The following is a 17,210-nucleotide window of genomic DNA, read 5'->3' on the forward strand; positions in this document are numbered from 1 at the left end:
ACAGAATGAAGAGCAGCTCAGTCGCTGCGGATGGTCGCCTTGTGACGCTGGCTTCTCGCAAGATCGACAAACCGGCGCTTTACCTCTTCGAAGAGTGCCGGAGGCAGTGGCCCATGATATCCGCTCTCGCTGTCAACAGGGCGAACATCAGGCCCCGGCCAGACGAAACGATTGCTTTCGGTCAGCACGATCCAGGATCGCTCGTCATCGAGACCCAGGCGGCGCTTAGTGGCAGGCGGGATTTCGATCGCATCTCGGGGATCGGACGGCGGGGAATGCGTGATCGGCAAGACACGTACTGCAGGTGTTCCATCCTCAAGCGTCGCAACAATCGCCAGCACGAGCGCCGGGCGGTCCTTGTCGCCCTCTTCCCGTCCGTCCAGATGCTGCCAATGCCAAAGATAGGAATAGCGGAAAACCCAGCCGACCTTGGGTTCAATCGGCAGCATTCTTGTCCATCAGCAGTTCGGCATTGAGATGATCAAGGCCAGTCTCAATCGTCGAAGCCTCGATCGCGGCAAGCTCGTCGTCACTAATCGCAGCCGTGAGATCGACCCTCCGATCGCGCTTGGCCAGCCGGAGGTAGTCTTCATAGGCCATGAGCACTGTGCGCGGCCGGCCGTTTTTGGTGATGATGACCGGCTCTCGCACGGCCGCATCCTGGTAGGCGCCAAAGTTCTTCGAAACCGCAGCTGCTGTCACAATCGACGTCATGGCAGATCTCCTTTGTTCCGGAATATACGGGTTTTACGGAACCTTTGCAAACACTCCATAAAATCTGGAAGCACAAGATGACGAGGAAAGCTCCAAACGCCCCTTCCAGCAGCGACACACTCGCGCGCCGCGTGGAAGAACTCGATACCATCGCGTCCGTCTTGCCGATGGAGCGGCGTGACGAACTCGCCGAGCTGCTTACGGATCAGGATGTCGAGACACTCCGTCATCTCGTCAACGAGGGCATGGGCACAAACACGCTGCGCGCGCTTACCTCCGATCTTGCCTACCTACAGGCCTGGTCTTTGGCAGCGACCGGCCGCTCCCTCCCCTGGCCTGCCCCTGAAGCGATGCTGCTGAAATTTGTTGCTCACCACCTTTGGGACGCGGAGAAGCGTCTGACGGATCCGGAACACGGAATGCCGGCAGAAGTCGAGGGCAAGCTGCGGATCCAGGGTTTGCTGCGATCGATCGGCCCTCATGCGCCTGATACCGTGCGCCGGCGTCTTGCGACCTGGTCGACGCTGACGAAATGGCGCGGGCTTCATGGTTTTTTCGGCTCGCCTGCCCTCCGGTCTGCCATCAGACTTGCTATCCGAGCAACGCCGCGACCGAGGAGGCGAAAGAGCGCGAAGGCCGTCACCGGAGACATACTCGCCAAGCTCCTCGCGACCTGTGCCACCGGCAGTCTGCGTGACTTGAGAGATCGGGCCATTCTTATGGTAGCGTTTGCTTCTGGGGGGCGGCGTCGCAGCGAGATCGCAGGCCTCCGAAAAGAACAGTTGCAGCCGGAGGAGGCTATCGAGGTCGAGAGCGGCCGTTCCCTGCCCTCTCTCTCCATCCATCTGGGCCGCACCAAGACCAGTGGCGCAGAAAACGACGAAGTGGTTTATCTCACCGGCCGACCGGTCGAGAGCCTGAATACCTGGCTCAACGCAGCCAAGATCGACGAAGGCAGTGTGTTCCGGGCCATCGATCGGTGGGGAAATGTGTCACGTCGGCCGCTGGACTCGAAGGCGATCAGCGACATCGTCAAGCATCGGGTTGAACTTGCAGGGCTCGATCCGGCGGAGTATTCCGCTCACGGGCTCCGCTCAGGCTACCTTACAGAGGCAGCAAATCGTGGCATTCCGCTCCCAGAAGCTATGGAGCAGTCCCGGCATAGGTCCGTCCAGCAAGCCTCAGAATATTACAACCACATACAGCGCCGCAGTGGCAAAGCCACCCGCCTTCTCAACTGATATACTACCTGACAATTTCTCAACATCAGAGCGATCAGAAGTGGACCTAGCCCGAAGTGCACCCAACCTGAACCGACCCTGCAAAAGTGACATACGAAAAACAGGCAAGGCTGCGTGACTCATGTATTGAAGAGCAACCCTGTAATGTCAAAATGGCTCAAAATACATGACCCCCGACAAAATCGGAGTGATTTGATACCACGAATTTCGCCCATCTATTCGCGAATTTTTCTGCGAAATTCGCAGTTGAACTGCCTTCTTGGAACGGGATGATACAACCGCAACGCTAATCCTGAAGGGAGTTTTAAATGAAAAAATTTGGAAATCTGGCCGCAGCCGCGCTCGTCCTCGGGGCCGCTTTTTCGACCACAGCATTCGCCAATTCTTTTAGCACTACCGGCAACCAGCCGTCGATCTCTCAGTCTAACTGGGACTTCAACGCGGCGCCGATCGCAGCATTGTCAGGTACGCCTGCCACCGCCAAGATCACAAACGTTAGTTTTTCTTGGGGCTACCGTACCCCGAGCTACAATCCGAACAACCCGACACCCTACACTCTTCGGGCTACGATCTGCGTCGCGGGTCTTTGCGGCCAGACAACCAGTACTTCTGAATCCGGCGAGACTTATTGGGCCGGTAAACCTGCGACGTCCTCATGGAATTTCACCTTCCGGGCAGTTAGTCCCCAGACTAAAACTTTTGTCGGTGGCTTGTCTCCGAACGGTCAAATCCGGCTGACCGTCAATTACGACAATTAATCCCTAGGATTGTGACATTCGGCAATTGGGTTGCCGAATGTCACAGCATCGAGAATGAAGGACAGCACTTGATGATTTCATTGTGGGGCAAAATTTTGCTATTTGGCGGATTATGTGCAACTCCTGCTCTCGCGGATCATCCCCTTTATTCGCCGACGCGCTTCGTATTCGATGAAGCGGCAAAGCCCGCTACATTGCAGTTGTTCAATAATGGAGCAGAGCCGCTTGTCTGGACAGCCAGAATTAAGCGCTGGGATCTCGATAATGATGGTATGAGCTATTATTCGGAAACTGACGATTTCAGTCTCGATGCCAATGAAATAAGGCTGTTACCTCATTCAGGTGCTGCCCTCACCATTAAACCGCGACACGTTAAGCGTACTACCACTGAGAAGTCTTATCGTCTCTTACTTGAGACCACTCAGATCAAAGAGAACATGGTTAGCGTGACCTACAATCACAGCTTACCGATCTTCGTCCCGTCGCTAAAGAAGCGCGTGTCTCGTTCTATCGTGATCACATCGGATGGCCCCGGCACGCTCGCGATCGAAGTTGCAAACGACGGAAGCGATCATGCTTATTTGGAGGCGCTCACCGCAGTCGGCATTGTTGGGAACCGCGATGCCGTCTTCAGAGCAGAGCGGAGTGGTTGGTATGTGCTGCCAGGCCAGAAGAGCGTATATAAACTTCGGCTGTCGGCATCTGATTGCGACAATAAGCCAACGCTAGAAGTCCGGGCTACTTTTCGCGATGGCCCGGACCTCGTTGAAGAGAGTAAGTCCTTGCTCGCCTGCGATCCCACATTTAGCAGTACTGGCTTCTATGATCCCGAATCCAGGATCCAGCCGGTGCAGTAGATCTTGAGGCTCAGACGCGGGCAGTCAGGACTTCGAGCGCTTTGTCGAGAATCTGCGTATTCACCGCGCTATTGCCGCGGTGGTAGTCGATGAATGCTTTGAGATCGTCAGAGGTAATGTCACCCGCTATCAGCTTCGGTTGCCCCATCGCGAACGTCCCGAAATTGCGCATGTCGAAGAGAGCATTGACGAGATCGGCGTTCCCCTGGTCGGAGTTGATGTTGCCGTCCTTATCGTAGATGACGCCATCCTTAATGGTGCCACCGATCGTCTGCTCATACAGACTGATATCTGAAGGCGACAGCCAATCAGCGGGATTAACAACACCGCTCGACAGAGCGGCAGCTAGAGCCGGGCTTGCCATACCTGCCGTAGTCGGGGTGCGGCTCAGCGAGCCACCCGCCGTGTTCAAGGCACTGGCGGAGAGCGTGGCGCCGAGGCTTTGGTGAGAAGAACTTGCCACGGGGCCAATGAGCGCGGTTCTGGATTTAGGGCTCTGGTCTTGCATCAACGCCGGCGACGCAGTGGTGTCTTTCGCGGCAGACTGCTGGGCAGGGATGCGCATCGTGTATCGGTCTGAGATCTGCATGATAACATCCTTAAGATAACTGTTGCCAAGGAAAATCAAGCCTCTGGAAATTGGAGACCGGATGATTCGTCCTTCGATAACAGATTAAGAAGTGTTTATTTTCGGAAACAACTGCGAAAATCGCACCTTCCGTCAAACTGCCTGACGCGATGCGCAGCACGGGCTTCAGTTAACCAATGTGACGTCACTTCACCGGGTTTTAAGCCGAAAATGCAGATTGATGTCGCCAGAGGTGATTAATCCTAAAGTGATTGCCTTTGATACAGCCTGATAAAAATTCTTGCAGTGGTGAATAGCCCCTAGATTAGTAGACGCCTTCTCCCCTAAATTTGAGGCAGGAGGCCTACATGGGCAAAGGCAATTTCACGGAAGATTTCAAGCGCGACGCGGTGCGTCAGATCACTGAGCGGGGCTACCCGGTAGCGGAGGTTTCGCAGCGGCTCGGTGTCAGCCAGCATTCACTCTACGAGTGGAAGAAGAAGTTCGGCACATTGTACGCCAAGGCTAGCGACGAGGCCGAGGAGATCAGACGGCTAAAGAAAGAACTGGCCCGCGTCACCGAGGAGCGCGACATCCTAAAAAAAGCGGCCGCGTACTTCGCCAGGGATGCAAAGTGAAGTACGCGTTCATAGCCCTGCATCGCCTGAGCTTCTCTGTGCGGACGATGTGTCGGCTTCTCCATGTTCACCCGAGCGGGTTCTACGCTTGGCTGAAGAACCCGTTGAGCAAGCGGGCCAGCGAAGACAAACGACAGACTGATCTCCTTTTTCAGGCTTGGCGGGAGAGCGGCAAGGTCTATGGCTATCGCAAGCTTCATGACGATCTGCTCGACCAGGGAGAGATGTGTTGCCCGAACCGCGTCGCGCGTCTGACAAGGCTTGCCGGTATCAAGGCTGAGATCGGTTACAAACGCCGTCCCGGCAAATATGGCGGTCGCCCCTCCGTCGTGGTCGACAATACGCTCGATCGGCAATTCGACGTCGAGGCTGCGGACAAAGCCTGGGTCACTGATATCACCTATATCCGGACCTGCGAGGGCTTCGCCTATCTCGCGGTCGTCATCGATCTCTATTCCCGCCGGGTGATCGGCTGGGCAATGCAGAGCCGGCAAACCACGGACGTCGTGCTGCAGGCCTTGCTCATGGCGGTCTGGCGACGCAAGCCCAAGGATCAGGTTCTGATCCATTCGGATCAGGGCTCGCAGTTCACCAGCATGGACTGGGCTTCGTTCCTGAAGCACCACAATCTGGTCCACTCAATGAGCCGGCGTGGCAACTGCCACGACAACGCGGTCGTCGAAAGCTTCTTCAACCTTCTGAAGCGCGAACGCATACGCCGCATGGTCTATCGATCACGCGACGAAGCCCGCCAGGACGTGTTCGATTACATCGAAATGTTCTACAACCCGAAACGCAAGCATGTCAGAAACGGAATGCTGTCCCCCGTCGAGTTCGAGAAACAGCAGAAAATCTAACCCGAGGGTGTCTACGAAACTCGGGGCTATTCAGTGGAGCTTCAGACTTGCGGACCGCAACTCGTTGCGAACCGTCGTTTGTGAACATTTAAACAGGGCGGCAATCTGCTTGACTTCATGGCCAGAAGCCAGCAAAGCCAACGCCTCTCGCTCCCGGGAATTTAGTGGCGTAGAAAAGTCAGGCTTTTCTTCCAACGAAACAATCTCGACGTATCGCTTATGAAGCATGTCTCCGATGAACAACATTTCCGGCAAGGCGCGGCCCTGCTCAGTCGCCCACTCTCGAGCTGATGCATTAGAAGTTAATGTGAGGACCCCATAAGAACCGCTAGGGTGCCTGAGCGGCATCGATACGCCTTGGCGACCTACGTCAAAGGTTTTAGCATCAGCAAAGATTGCTCGGATCTCATCGGTCAAGGGGTAATCGGCCCAATCGGCAGGCATAACAGCGTTTCTTAGTGCAGCTGCGATAGCATAGATCCAAAAGAAATCATTCCAAACATGATGGTGCTGACCACCTTGCTCAAAGGTATGGAATAGATGATGTCCTGCCGGTGCGCCCGGGATGAAAGCGGCATGATAAACAACATTCGCAAGGCTGTATGTGTTACGGATAACATGCACGATTTCAGAAAAATCCGCAAACTTTGCAACCGAGATAGCTTTAGTAACGTGCGAAAATTTAGGATGGACGGCTTTTCTATCATTCGCTTCTACTGCTTCAAACACCCGCCTCTATCCCTAATTAAGACAACTTTATATTGACAAAATAATTCTATATTCACGACCAATTAATGATAACGATCAGTTCATAAAGTGATTTGACATTTAAGTTAGAAACGACAAGATAATATTGATGGAAAAATCAATTTTGCGAAAACATTCTAAACGTTTTTAAATATTATTAGAAAAACCAAGGGCCTGTATTTGACTTTGATTCTCATTTTTTACCTTTAATTAAAGCGCGGCCCGCCCTAAGAATAGAGAAACACACGAGCGGGGTGCTGTAGGTCGCATAATTTTAAATGTCTCTAAAGTTGTCTTCTCAAAAAATGCTCGCTATTCGCACTTAAATCTACTACGAATTGCCACCCGTAAGTTAATGCACTCGACGTTTCCAGCGCTTCAGGCGAAAGACGTGTTCGTGTGGTGGGAATTCAACTGTGCTGACAATCCAGAACCTCAGAAAGGAATATAGCGAGGGCAAAGTGGGCCACCATCTTGCTCTTGACCGCGTCAACTTGCACATAAATCAAAGTGAATTCTGCGCGCTTACGGGCCCATCTGGCTCCGGCAAGACGACCCTGATGAACCTCATCGGGTTACTAGATCGCCCGACGGCCGGCACTATCCGCTTCGGTGGTCTTGTCACCGACGCTCTGATCGCTGACCAGGTGGCAGAATTACGCAACCGCTTTATCGGTTTCGTCTTTCAGTCATTTCACCTGCTACCCCGCTACACCGCGCTCGACAATGTATGCCTACCGCTTATTTACCGTGGGATTCACAAGCGGGAGCGTCGTGCGATGGCAGCGACCGCGTTGGAGCAAGTGGGGCTTACCGATCGGATGATGCACCGCCCGGATGAACTCTCCGGAGGCCAACGTCAGCGTGTCGCGATAGCCCGCGCGCTGGTGGGCAAGCCGTCCCTACTGCTGGCCGATGAGCCGACGGGCAATCTCGACAGCCGCTCCGCTGAGGCCATCATGTCCCTGTTCCTCAGATTGAACGACACACTCGGCCTGACCATCATCATAGTGACGCATGACCCGCAGATCGCCGCACGCTGCCCGCGTCGTATCGAAGTCCGAGATGGCCAAATCGTCGAGGGTTCCGCGTCTGCAGTAAGCGTTGTTCGCGGATGATGGCGCGCGCGTCCGTTATAAGGGCGGAGATCATCCGTGAAACGATTGAGGACATCCGGCTGGTCAAAGGCCGTGGCATTTTGGCGCTCATAGGGATCGCCATCGGCACCGCCGCCGTCGTTGCCATGTTGCATGTGGGTCACAATGCCAGCCGAGAGGCATTGCGACAATTCGAGGCCCTCGGAACTGATCTGGTGCTGATGCAACCGCAACCCTCGGGGAACACCAGCGCGGAGGTGGGGCTAGATGACGTGCTTGCCCTACCTCGGCAGGGCATTGGGATATCCGACGTATCTGCCATTGTGCAGACCGGTGGAAACATACAAGCGAGACGATCAGACATTCAGGCAAGCATACTGGCTGCGACAGACGGCATTTATGCGCTTGCAAAGGCAAGGCTCGACTATGGGCGCTTCACCTCGGATCTCGATGGCTTTTCTCCTTTCGCTGTTCTCGGCGCAGAAACTGCCACCAGCCTTCAGGGGCCCGGCAGGGAGCGCATTGCAGTTGGCGAACGGATCACTTTCAACGGCCAGAACCTGACCGTAATCGGTGTCCTTGAGGATGCACCGCCCAACATTGTGCTCAACCTCGAACTCAACCGCTCCGTCATTATCCCGTTTGCGGCAGCGCGACGAGCTACTTCGCAAGTGGCGATCTCCCAGGTCGCAGGGCGGCTAGCTCCAGGTGCAAATGACGAGCGAACAGCCGAGGCCGTTGCGAAATATTTCGAGCCCTTGGTCACGAATGGGTTCATGCATGTCGCGACTGCCCGGCAATTGATTGCCAATATTCAGCATCAGATGAGGATCTACGCCACGTTGATCCTCGGGATCGGCGCCGTGTCACTGGTGGTCGGTGGCGTCGGCATCATGAACGTGATGCTGATGAGCGTGATGGAGCGCCGACAGGAAATCGGATTAAGATTGGCACTCGGCGCAAGGCGCAAGGATATCCGCCTTATGTTCCTCTGTGAGACGCTCATCCTGGCCGCGATTGGCAGTGCAATAGGAACTGCACTCGGCTACCTCGCTGGCTGGCTATTCGCCAGCGGTTCGGACTGGCAGTTCGAACCCGCACCACTCGCCGTCTCACTCGGTGCCGGTATGGCGCTTGTCGTTGGTCTGTTCTTCGGGATCTACCCGGCGCTTCTTGCCTCGCGCCTCGACCCTGTCGCCGCGTTGAGGAGCGAGTAATGAGGTTACTTCAGATCCCCCTCTTCGCGCTCGCATGTGTATCGGCGACGACCTATCGTGCGGCTGCCGAAACGAACATCCCGATCCCCTCCCCTCGCCCGGATTTCATCCCGCAAACCGTCACACAACATCAATTGACGCAGCGTACCAGGCTTGAAGGCGCACAGACGACGCTTGCCGATGCGGTGTTTCTCGGGCTTCGCAACAACCGAAGCATTAAAAGCGCCTATATCGATCGGGTCGCCCAAAAATTCGATCTACGTGTTGCCGAAGACCGGTTCAGCCCGCAGTTTTCGGTGTCGGGTGAGATCGCACGTCAGCGTATTGGAGATGTTACGAGTACCACGATCGATGTCTCCCCTGGTGTGTCGCTACAGACGAAGACTGGCGCGATCTTCGACTTCGGATGGAGCAACTCTGCATCAATTGAAGATGGCGGTCGCACACTGACCTCCGCAGCCGAAGTTTCCTTGGAACAGCCATTACTGCGTGGCGCAGGGGTGGAAGTGAACATGGCGCCAGTGCAACAAGCTCGGCTCGGAGAAAGGATCGATCAACTCCGACTGAAGGCAACGGTCGCAGAGACAATTGGCAGCATCATCTTCGCCCATCGCGAACTCTTGCTGGCGCAGGAAGAGCTGACACTCGCGGAGGACTCCGTTTCGCGCGGCGAGGAATTACTGAACATCAACAGAGCTCTGATCGCCTCGGGCCGAATGGCTGCTATGGACTCCTTACAGACGGAAGCCGATGTTGAGACACAACGCCTGAGGGTGCTACAGGCAAGGCAACAGATCGAAGCGGCGAGGCTTGCGCTGCTGAACCAGCTTGGCCTGGATCTGGGTACAAAGATTGTTGCGAATGAGGGCCTGGCACTTAAACGGATCGACACGAATCTTGACCGACTGATCCCCTTGGCTCTCTCGAAAAGGCAAGACTACCAGGGACAGCTGTATGTGATTGAGCAAAATCGCCTGGGTATCACCGTTGCGAAGAACGAACAGCTCTGGGATATCTCACTATTCGCGAGGGGCCGGCTCGGTGGAGAATTTGCGAGTGGCACTTCTACTCAGCCGATTTCAGACATAAGCGGTGGCCTGCGCTTCACCTTTCCGATTAACGACCTGTCGCGGCAACAGCAGCTCGTTCAGGCAGACACAACGTATCGTGGATCGGAGCTGCAATTGGAAGAAATCCGTGCGGGCGTCGAAACGCAGATCCGCAGCAGCGCTGCCGAAGTAAGGCTGCTATGGCAGCAACTTGCGATCGCTGAGAAATCGCGTGATCTGGCCGCACGTGCCATCGACATCGAAAAGGTGAAACTGAACGCCGGCCGCTCCACCACCTTCCAAGTTCGATCGTTGGAAGACAATCTAAGAAATGCGGAAAACCAGCTTCTTGCCGCCAGGATCGGCTATCTCAATGCCCTAACACGGCTTGACCTTCAGCTGGGCACAACGCTGGACACCTGGCGCATTGACTTAAAAAATTGACACATGACGAAACTGACAAGCGACCCAACGTCCGAAACGCCAACACCGGACACCAATCACGACCATGCTTCTAAGCCGGTCCGATCAGTTGAACCACGGCAAGCGATGCTTTGGTCAGCAATTGCTGCTGGAAATGCAGCGCTTGTGCTAGCTGCCGGTGCATTCTTCTGGATGGTGGACAACGGCCCCCCTGCAAGCGCTCTGGAAGAAGCAGCTGCGACAGAGCGAGAGATTCTAGTCCAGCCACAGTCCGTAGCGCAACACCTCGACATCACCGGGACTATTGCGGCCGGCAAGGCAATCGCAATCGTAGCCCCATTCGATGGAGTAATCCGAGAAAAGCGGGTTCAGCTCGGAGATCACGTCGATGTTGGTGATGTGCTGGTCGTCATGGACACTAGCGAGATCGCAAGTCGCTACCGCGATGCTCAGTCTTCCTATATTAAGGCCGCCATTGCTGCCGACGCACTTGCCAATTGGGAGAGCAGCCCGGACGTGCTGCGCGCGCGCCGATCGCTTGAGGCGGCCGAAGTTTCCTTGTCCATGCTTGATCGGCAAGTCAATGAACTGAAGTCCCTTCTGGACCAGGGTATCGTGTCACGAAGTGAATACGAAGGGCTGATTCAGCAGCGCAATGCACAGCGAAACACCGTCGCCGGGGCAAAGGATGACCTGAGCGCAACTCTGATGCGCGGCAACGACGACAATCGCCAACTCGTCATGTTGGAGCTTGAGAATGCGCAAAGTCGGCTCAGTGATCTGAAGCAGCAGATGGCTGGTGCAAAGGTTGCCACAGCCGTGGCGGGCGTACTGACAAGGCCGCCAGTCAACGAGAGTGGAGACCCTCCGCTCGCAACAGAGCCCGGGGCAAGCGTCACTCGAGGAGCGGCGCTATTTTCGATCGCCGACACCAGTACATTTCTCGTCACTGGCTCCGTTGACGAAATCGACGTCAATCGGGTGAAGCTAGGGCAAAGAGTCGACGTCACCAGTGACGCCTTCCCCGATCATGCGGTCGAGGGGCAGGTTGTCAATGTCAGCGCGGAAGCGGCAGGGCCAGGTAACAGCGGTCGTCCGCCTTCCTTTGACATCAGAGCGTCGTTCGTGGTCGAAGACAAAGAACTGCGCAGAGCAATCCGGATCGGTATGTCGGCCCGAATGACAATTGAGACCTATTCAAACGAGGCCGCACTTGTCGTTCCACCTTCTGCGATAATCAGAAGTGAGGCTGGACCTCAAGTCAGGGTGCGGCGGGATGGTCAGAGTGATTTTCAGTCGGTTTTGCTTGGCGCAACATTCCCAACTGGAGTGGAAATTGTTGCGGGGTTGTCTGCGGGTGACGTTGTTCTGTCACCTGAATGAACATGCTGCTTTCCAGGAGCCCAGGCCAGCTGCGGAAATTGTCTCAGCACTCCCCGAAGTGCCGAGCTTAACCTACTCTTCGATTCCATCGATTACTGAATATGCCATCTGACGCCTAGCCTTCATCCAAAATCCAACCAACAAAGACCGGATAATTTTATCTACCCAAAAATAAAGGAAGGACATTAAGGTGCATATTTTAGATGAAGCCATTGTAGAGCTGTGCTCGTTTAAAGACGCGCTCGATCAGTATATAGAGGTTAAAGATGCTGCTGCTTTAGGTGACGTAAATTTGGAAATAACCCCCACTGACAGCGGTCCGATTCTTAGATTACCTCGCCAAGCGATACCCCCGCGTTTTTTTTTGGAGCAGGTGCTTCCTTTCAGTTCGCCGAAATTCGAATTGGAGAATGTAGCTTGTGACACCTTCAGCCCAAGGCGAGTCATTGGCGGTACTTTTGGTCGCTATGGACTCGTTGAACCGTCCATAGTTATGGATACATCAGACAAACTTGTAGCTGACAACCGTTTGGACCATCCTCAATCCGCAAGAGTAACACAGGTGGGCGAGTTAAAATTGTTTGTCGCGTACGAAGGCAAGAACAGGATCGAGCTGTTTAAAAAATTCCGACGTACGATGAAGGCTTTCGTGAGCCCTTCGCCGTTTCCGAAGTCGGCAGAGTTGGCGCTGGTAAGGTTTACCTTCACCGAGCACTGGGGTGTCGAGTTCAAAGGTGACCTTCGGGTTTTGCCATACCCCAAGCCCGTAGTACGTCTTCTCGCAGCTTATGGTGTCACCACTCACAGAAGTTCGTTTGACCCTTTCATTGCAAGCAAAGTCAAAAAACTGAGAAGGGGAATTCTGAGCCAGCGAATGACTGGCTGACGCAATGCTACCTGGGGACGCGGTGACTTTCCTGCTATGGCCGCCAAACGATAATCACAAGCGGTGGTCACCCTAGCCCCATTCGATCGTAAGCGATCGGGTTCCAGTAGGCTATACCTGCTGAGACAACCTCCGTGAGACGCAAATCAGTGTATCATTTGGGTTGATTTTGCAGTTATGAGACGATACCCAAAGAACGTCTAGAACCTAATGAGACGTTTCATGGCAATTTACGGGTATGCGCGGGTCAGCACCATCGATCAGGATCTGGCGATTCAAGAGGCGGCTCTGAAGGCGGCCGGGTGCACGGTCATCCGGGCGGAAAAGAAATCCGGATCGACCAAGCAGGATCGGAAGGAGCTTAACACGCTTCTGGAATTCATGCGGGACGGCGACAGCCTGATCGTGACGCGGGTCGATCGGCTGGCGAGGTCAGTTGGGGATCTGCAGGACATCGTACGGCTGCTCAAGCAAAAAGGGGTGACGCTGAAGGCGACGGAACAGCCGATCGACACCAGCTCAGCGGCCGGCAAAGCTTTTCTCGATATGCTCGGTGTGTTCGCTGAGTTTGAGACAAACCTCCGCAGAGAACGACAAATGGAAGGCATCGCCGCGGCGAAAAACAGAGGCGTTTACAAAGGCAGGAAGCCGCATGTCGATGTCAGTGAAATCCGCCGGCTTCGAGCGGAAGGCGTTGGGCCAACAGAGATCGCAAAGGCGCTCAAAATCGGTCGAGCGAGCGTCTATCGTGCTCTTAGAGAGAGCGCGGGTTCCTAATTTGCGGATGAAGGTTTCGCCTATTCACTCCACACTATCAGAACCTAAACCGGTCGTTCGGGCAAGTGTTTGGTGCGCGCTGCCCGAGTAACCAGATAAACGCTGATCCCTTGCTTGCCAGAGTCTACTCGTGGGCATGGAAATCATTGCTCGGTAATTTGGATATGGATGTCTGAGATTTGACAGCCGAGACATCTGCTGTAAATGATGCCTCATGGGGTCGCGATCACCCCACGAGGCGTCATGCTAGAGAATCGCGTCCATCAACCCGGCTAACGGAGGACGCATCATGCCGTCATTTCTCGAAATTTCTCCCGATAAACTGAACCGTCTGATCGGCACGCCCAGTGCCCCAATGCTAGTCGACGTGCGCACCGAAGACGATTTCCATGCAGATCCGAGGCTGATCCCCGGCTCGTTGCGCCGCCCCTACGACCAGGTCGCTGCATGGGCAGGACAGTTCACCGGGCAGACGGTTGTCACCATCTGCCAGAAAGGCAAGAAGCTTAGCCATGGTGTGGCGGCCTATCTGCGCACGCAGGGCACCTCCGCCGAAGTCCTCGAGAACGGCATCGAGTCATGGGTATCTGCAGGCCTCCCTCTGGTCCCCACCAGTCAGTTGCCCGAACGCGACGCGCAAGGGCGAACCGTTTGGGTGACACGATCGCGACCGAAGATCGACCGCATTGCCTGTCCATGGCTGATCCGGCGTTTCATCGATCCGGGTGCGGTCTTTCTGTTCGTCGCGCCAGGCGAAGTGGTCGCCGTGGCCGATCGCTTCGGCGCAACACCCTTCGATGTCGACGATGTCTTCTGGAGCCACCGGGACGAGCTGTGCACGTTCGATGTGATGATCGAGGAGTTCGGTCTTTCGACGCCACCTCTCCTGCGCCTGGCGACGATCGTGCGTGGAGCCGATACGGCTCGGCCGGATCTCGCCCCCGAGGTGGCAGGCCTGCTCGCCGCGTCACTCGGGCTGTCGCGCATGTTCAACGACGACCTTCAACAGCTTGAGGCCGGAATGACGCTCTACGACGCGTTTTACCGCTGGTGCCGTGATGCGACTGGCGAAACCCATGACTGGCCCGCTGGAAAGAAGGGTGACTGAGATGTCCGACACGGTGGTATCGACAGAGCCGCAACGCGGGTCGGCAGAGCATGGCATTTCGTTTACGGAGGCTTTCAAGGTCTGGCTGCGGGTGGCGGCCCTCAGTTTCGGTGGTCCAGCCGGACAGATCGCGGTGATGCATCGGATCGTCGTGGACGAGAAGAAGTGGGTCGGCGAAGGCCGTTTCCTGCACGCGCTCAACTACTGCATGCTGCTTCCGGGACCCGAGGCACAGCAGCTCGCCGTCTATCTGGGCTGGCTGCTACACCGCACCGCCGGCGGTCTTGTGGCCGGCATCCTTTTCATCCTGCCCGGCTTCCTGTCGATCCTGGCACTCAGCTACATCTATGTTCTCTACGGCGATGTCACCGCTGTCGCTGGCCTGTTCTTCGGGCTGAAGGCCGCGGTACTCGCGATCGTTCTCCAGGCCGTCATTCGCATCGGTAGCAGGGCGTTGAAAGGACCGGCGATGATGGCGATCGCTGCCGCTGCCTTCATCGCCATTTTTGCCTTTCGCGTCCCCTTTCCCCTGATCATTCTGGTGGCGGGCTTTGTCGGTTATGTTGGAGCAAGAGCCGGTTCGCCGCTGTTTGCGGCTTCCGGCGGCCACAAGTCCGCGGGTGGCAAAATTCTGTCGGATGCAGACTCTGCCCTTGGTGAAGGCATGCCAGCGCATGCGAGACCAAATCTGCAATGGTCCCTTCGGATATCCGTGATCCTTCTCGTTCTGTGGCTTGCGCCTGTCGCGCTGCTCTACGTCACCCTCGGCCCGGACAACGTCTTCACCCAGATCGGTGTCTTCTTCAGCAAGATGGCCGTAGTCACCTTCGGTGGCGCTTATGCGGTACTGGCCTACGTGGCGCAGGAGGCGGTGCAAAACTATCAATGGCTGCGGCCCGGCGAAATGCTCGACGGGCTCGGCATGGCCGAAACGACGCCGGGTCCGCTGATCATGGTGCTGCAATTCGTCGGTTTCATGGGGGCCTACCGCGATGCCGGCGGTCTTGGACCTCTTCAGGCCGCGACCATTGGCGCCGTCCTCGCCACCTGGGTGACATTCGTACCCTGTTTCCTCTGGATCTTCCTCGGCGCGCCGTTCATCGAAAGGCTGCGGGGAAATGCCGCCATATCCGGCGGCATGGCGGCGATCACGGCGGCCGTGGTGGGCGTGATCCTGAACCTGGCCATCTGGTTCGGGCTGCACGTTTTGTTCTCTGAGGTGAGTGTCGTTCGCGCCGGGCCGCTATCCATCGAACTGCCTGTCCTGTCTTCACTCGACTGGGCCTCGCTCACGCTGACACTATTGGCGATCTTTGCGGTCTTCCGGCTGAAGATGTCGGTGATGACGGTGCTGCTGGGCTCTGCCATGCTTGGCATGGCGTGGACACTCGCTGGCATGCGCTAAAACAGTCGTTTCGAACACCAAGAACGTGAAAGGCCGGCGGAGAGATCCGCCGGCCTTTGCAGTTACATCACGCGCTTGATGTCGGAGTAGGCGCCATTGGTCTTCAGGGTGATCGTCACGGCACCACCGGTCCGGTTGCGCCAGAACCATCCGTGTTTCCCGTCGAAGGCCGCTTCCATCTCGCCAGAATCCGTGGGCTCGGCGCGCCCCTTCTTGTAGCTCGTGGTTTCGCCACTGTTTCCATCGGCATGCATGTCGTAGTTCACGCCGCCGCCTTCAGTCGTCCACTCATATGAGGCCTTTGCGCCCTTCACCATGGTCAGCTTGATCTCGGTTGCCTCTCCGGGCTGGAGTGTCACCGACATCTCGTCTGTCCGCATGGCATCCTGGGCATAGGCCGCCGAAACGCCAAACTCGCGGATGATCCGGTCGAAGATGCTCGACCCCTGCTGCGGGGTGGTCTGCACGGGTGTCGGGGTGGTGACACTGTTCTGCCGATCGAGTTCCGCCTCTTCGGCGAGTTGCGTTTTGATCTCACCCATTTCGGTGAGGCCCATGACAGAACCGACACCGGTCGGATCGATCCCGTATTCGGACGGCATCACGACGGTGACAAGAAGGGCAGCGGCCGCGACGACTGAGAGCACGGTCGATTTGACGAGCTGCTTCGAGGACGGCAGGTCGTCGGGATTGGGAGCTTGGGAATTGAACATTGATTTAATCCTTGTTGGGTCAGGAAACGAAATAGCCGGTCATCTGCATGCCAAACAGCAGCCAGCCGGCGGTCATCATCAGAACATTGGCGGTGTAGGCATGGCGCAAGAAACCTGAGGTCTTGCGCCAGTAGCTCATGGCAATCAGGATGATGGCGAGCGCGATAAGCTGGCCGATCTCGACGCCGATATTGAAGGCGAGCAGATTGGGAATGAGGCCATCGGCCGCAATCTCATATTCCAGGATCTTGGTCGCGAGACCGAGGCCGTGGAAAAAGCCGAAGATCAGCGTGGCGATCTTGGTGTTCGGCTGGAAACCCAGCCATCGCTGAAAGGCTCCGAGATTGTCCAGCGCCTTGTAGACGACCGAAAGCCCGATGATGGCGTCGATCAGATAGGCGCTGACATTCCAGCCGAAATAGACGCCGAGCAGCATCGTTGTCGAATGGCCGACGGCAAACAGGCTGACATAGATGGCGATGTGCTTCAGTCGGTAGAGGAAGAAGATCACGCCGAAGAGGAACAGCAGATGGTCATAACCGGTGACCATGTGTTTTGCACCTAGATAGACGAAGGGGATCAGGTGAACGCCTGTGATCTCCTGGATATAGCCTTTGTCGCCTTCGGCGACGGCATGGGCTGCGGCCGTGCTGACAAGCAACAGCAGCGACAGGGCGGCAAGCGCCAGTGTGGTGGCAATGTGCCGGGTGAAATGCCCGTGCCACACGCCTCCGGGAAGAGGTGTATTCATGAATGATATCCGTAAACGAGG

General features: G+C 56.0%; 18 protein-coding genes. 12 read left to right on the forward strand and 6 right to left on the reverse strand.

All coding sequences use genetic code 11. The annotated features are described in order from the left end of the window. Positions 1-17: 17 nt before the first annotated feature. Positions 18-449, reverse strand: coding sequence for a plasmid maintenance toxin (PemK-like) (locus DFO46_RS23185; RefSeq protein WP_120279277.1), 432 nt, complete (start codon positions 447-449; stop codon positions 18-20). Next, on the reverse strand, positions 436-714 hold the full coding sequence (locus tag DFO46_RS23190; RefSeq protein WP_120279278.1) for a type II toxin-antitoxin system Phd/YefM family antitoxin: 279 nt from the start codon (positions 712-714) through the stop codon (positions 436-438). The genes DFO46_RS23185 and DFO46_RS23190 overlap by 14 nt, the downstream gene beginning before the upstream one ends. A 77-nt stretch (positions 715-791) precedes the next feature. On the opposite strand from DFO46_RS23190, the gene DFO46_RS23195 reads away from it, so the two are divergent. The 3 genes from DFO46_RS23195 (at position 792) to DFO46_RS23200 (ending at position 3,570) form a co-directional block, all read left to right on the forward strand. Further along, positions 792-1,955 carry a tyrosine-type recombinase/integrase gene (locus DFO46_RS23195; protein WP_120279279.1) on the forward strand — a complete coding sequence of 388 codons (1,164 nt, stop codon included), beginning with the start codon at positions 792-794 and terminating at the stop codon, positions 1,953-1,955. Between the two features lie 308 nt (positions 1,956-2,263). Continuing rightward, complete coding sequence (locus DFO46_RS23805) at positions 2,264-2,713, forward strand: hypothetical protein (protein WP_147412797.1); 450 nt, start codon at positions 2,264-2,266, stop codon at positions 2,711-2,713. A 68-nt stretch (positions 2,714-2,781) separates the two neighbouring features. After that, positions 2,782-3,570, forward strand: coding sequence for a fimbria/pilus periplasmic chaperone (locus DFO46_RS23200; RefSeq protein ID WP_147412798.1), 789 nt, complete (start codon positions 2,782-2,784; stop codon positions 3,568-3,570). A gap of 10 nt (positions 3,571-3,580) precedes the next feature. Here DFO46_RS23200 and DFO46_RS23205 read toward each other — a convergent pair whose 3' ends face one another. After that, on the reverse strand, positions 3,581-4,159 hold the full coding sequence (locus DFO46_RS23205; protein WP_120279281.1) for a hypothetical protein: 579 nt from the start codon (positions 4,157-4,159) through the stop codon (positions 3,581-3,583). Between the two features lie 347 nt (positions 4,160-4,506). Here DFO46_RS23205 and DFO46_RS23210 point away from each other — a divergent pair. After that, positions 4,507-5,633, forward strand: a protein-coding gene (locus tag DFO46_RS23210; protein WP_120279282.1) for an IS3 family transposase whose coding sequence is annotated in 2 segments (ribosomal slippage) — positions 4,507-4,735 and positions 4,735-5,633 — 1,128 coding nt in all. Because the reading frame shifts where the segments join, the coding sequence is not laid out codon by codon here. A gap of 30 nt (positions 5,634-5,663) precedes the next feature. On the opposite strand, the gene DFO46_RS23215 is transcribed toward DFO46_RS23210, so the two are convergent. Then, positions 5,664-6,362 (reverse strand): autoinducer binding domain-containing protein, encoded by a 699-nt coding sequence (locus DFO46_RS23215; RefSeq protein ID WP_120279283.1) that lies wholly within the window; start codon positions 6,360-6,362, stop codon positions 5,664-5,666. 434 nt (positions 6,363-6,796) lie between these two features. On the opposite strand from DFO46_RS23215, the gene DFO46_RS23220 reads away from it, so the two are divergent. From DFO46_RS23220 to chrA, 8 genes are all read left to right on the forward strand, one after another. Beyond that, positions 6,797-7,498, forward strand: coding sequence for an ABC transporter ATP-binding protein (locus DFO46_RS23220; RefSeq protein ID WP_120279284.1), 702 nt, complete (start codon positions 6,797-6,799; stop codon positions 7,496-7,498). Further along, the gene (locus tag DFO46_RS23225; RefSeq protein WP_120279285.1) at positions 7,495-8,694 is read left to right on the forward strand and encodes an ABC transporter permease; all 1,200 of its coding nucleotides are present in this window, start codon (positions 7,495-7,497) and stop codon (positions 8,692-8,694) included. Before DFO46_RS23220 ends, DFO46_RS23225 begins: the two co-directional genes overlap by 4 nt. Beyond that, positions 8,694-10,187 (forward strand): TolC family protein, encoded by a 1,494-nt coding sequence (locus DFO46_RS23230; RefSeq protein ID WP_120279286.1) that lies wholly within the window; start codon positions 8,694-8,696, stop codon positions 10,185-10,187. Before DFO46_RS23225 ends, DFO46_RS23230 begins: the two co-directional genes overlap by 1 nt. A 3-nt stretch (positions 10,188-10,190) precedes the next feature. Next, positions 10,191-11,549 carry an HlyD family efflux transporter periplasmic adaptor subunit gene (locus tag DFO46_RS23235; RefSeq protein ID WP_120279287.1) on the forward strand — a complete coding sequence of 453 codons (1,359 nt, stop codon included), beginning with the start codon at positions 10,191-10,193 and terminating at the stop codon, positions 11,547-11,549. Positions 11,550-11,739: 190 nt separating this feature from the next. Further along, complete coding sequence (locus tag DFO46_RS23240; RefSeq protein ID WP_120279288.1) at positions 11,740-12,435, forward strand: hypothetical protein; 696 nt, start codon at positions 11,740-11,742, stop codon at positions 12,433-12,435. 222 nt (positions 12,436-12,657) lie between these two features. Continuing rightward, complete coding sequence (locus DFO46_RS23245) at positions 12,658-13,212, forward strand: recombinase family protein (protein WP_120279289.1); 555 nt, start codon at positions 12,658-12,660, stop codon at positions 13,210-13,212. Positions 13,213-13,501: 289 nt separating this feature from the next. Further along, positions 13,502-14,320 (forward strand): sulfurtransferase/chromate resistance protein, encoded by an 819-nt coding sequence (locus DFO46_RS23250; RefSeq protein ID WP_120279290.1) that lies wholly within the window; start codon positions 13,502-13,504, stop codon positions 14,318-14,320. Between the two features lies 1 nt (position 14,321). After that, the gene (gene chrA / locus DFO46_RS23255; protein WP_120279291.1) at positions 14,322-15,725 is read left to right on the forward strand and encodes a chromate efflux transporter; all 1,404 of its coding nucleotides are present in this window, start codon (positions 14,322-14,324) and stop codon (positions 15,723-15,725) included. A 62-nt stretch (positions 15,726-15,787) separates the two neighbouring features. On the opposite strand, the gene DFO46_RS23260 is transcribed toward chrA, so the two are convergent. Together DFO46_RS23260 and DFO46_RS23265 are read right to left on the reverse strand one after the other, a co-directional pair. Continuing rightward, entirely contained in the window at positions 15,788-16,438 is a 651-nt protein-coding gene (locus DFO46_RS23260) for a transmembrane anchor protein (RefSeq protein WP_120279292.1), read from the reverse strand. Between the two features lie 19 nt (positions 16,439-16,457). Further along, on the reverse strand, positions 16,458-17,189 hold the full coding sequence (locus tag DFO46_RS23265; protein ID WP_120279293.1) for a HupE/UreJ family protein: 732 nt from the start codon (positions 17,187-17,189) through the stop codon (positions 16,458-16,460). Positions 17,190-17,210: the final 21 nt, after the last annotated feature.

The organism is Rhizobium sp. AG855 (assembly GCF_003610655.1).
Taxonomy (GTDB): domain Bacteria; phylum Pseudomonadota; class Alphaproteobacteria; order Rhizobiales; family Rhizobiaceae; genus Allorhizobium; species Allorhizobium wuzhouense.

Bases quoted from the DNA above. Each gene is read 5' to 3' on its own strand.
- DFO46_RS23805 (WP_147412797.1), top strand. From the start codon at position 2,264: ATGAAAAAATTTGGAAATCTGGCCGCAGCCGCGCTCGTCCTCGGGGCC.
- DFO46_RS23250 (WP_120279290.1), top strand. From the start codon at position 13,502: ATGCCGTCATTTCTCGAAATTTCTCCCGATAAACTGAACCGTCTGATC.
- chrA (WP_120279291.1), top strand. From the start codon at position 14,322: ATGTCCGACACGGTGGTATCGACAGAGCCGCAACGCGGGTCGGCAGAG.
- DFO46_RS23190 (WP_120279278.1), bottom strand. From the start codon at position 714: ATGACGTCGATTGTGACAGCAGCTGCGGTTTCGAAGAACTTTGGCGCC.
- DFO46_RS23185 (WP_120279277.1), bottom strand. From the start codon at position 449: ATGCTGCCGATTGAACCCAAGGTCGGCTGGGTTTTCCGCTATTCCTAT.
- DFO46_RS23205 (WP_120279281.1), bottom strand. From the start codon at position 4,159: ATGCAGATCTCAGACCGATACACGATGCGCATCCCTGCCCAGCAGTCT.
- DFO46_RS23195 (WP_120279279.1), top strand. From the start codon at position 792: ATGACGAGGAAAGCTCCAAACGCCCCTTCCAGCAGCGACACACTCGCG.
- DFO46_RS23225 (WP_120279285.1), top strand. From the start codon at position 7,495: ATGATGGCGCGCGCGTCCGTTATAAGGGCGGAGATCATCCGTGAAACG.
- DFO46_RS23235 (WP_120279287.1), top strand. From the start codon at position 10,191: ATGACGAAACTGACAAGCGACCCAACGTCCGAAACGCCAACACCGGAC.
- DFO46_RS23265 (WP_120279293.1), bottom strand. From the start codon at position 17,189: ATGAATACACCTCTTCCCGGAGGCGTGTGGCACGGGCATTTCACCCGG.
- DFO46_RS23230 (WP_120279286.1), top strand. From the start codon at position 8,694: ATGAGGTTACTTCAGATCCCCCTCTTCGCGCTCGCATGTGTATCGGCG.
- DFO46_RS23245 (WP_120279289.1), top strand. From the start codon at position 12,658: ATGGCAATTTACGGGTATGCGCGGGTCAGCACCATCGATCAGGATCTG.
- DFO46_RS23260 (WP_120279292.1), bottom strand. From the start codon at position 16,438: ATGTTCAATTCCCAAGCTCCCAATCCCGACGACCTGCCGTCCTCGAAG.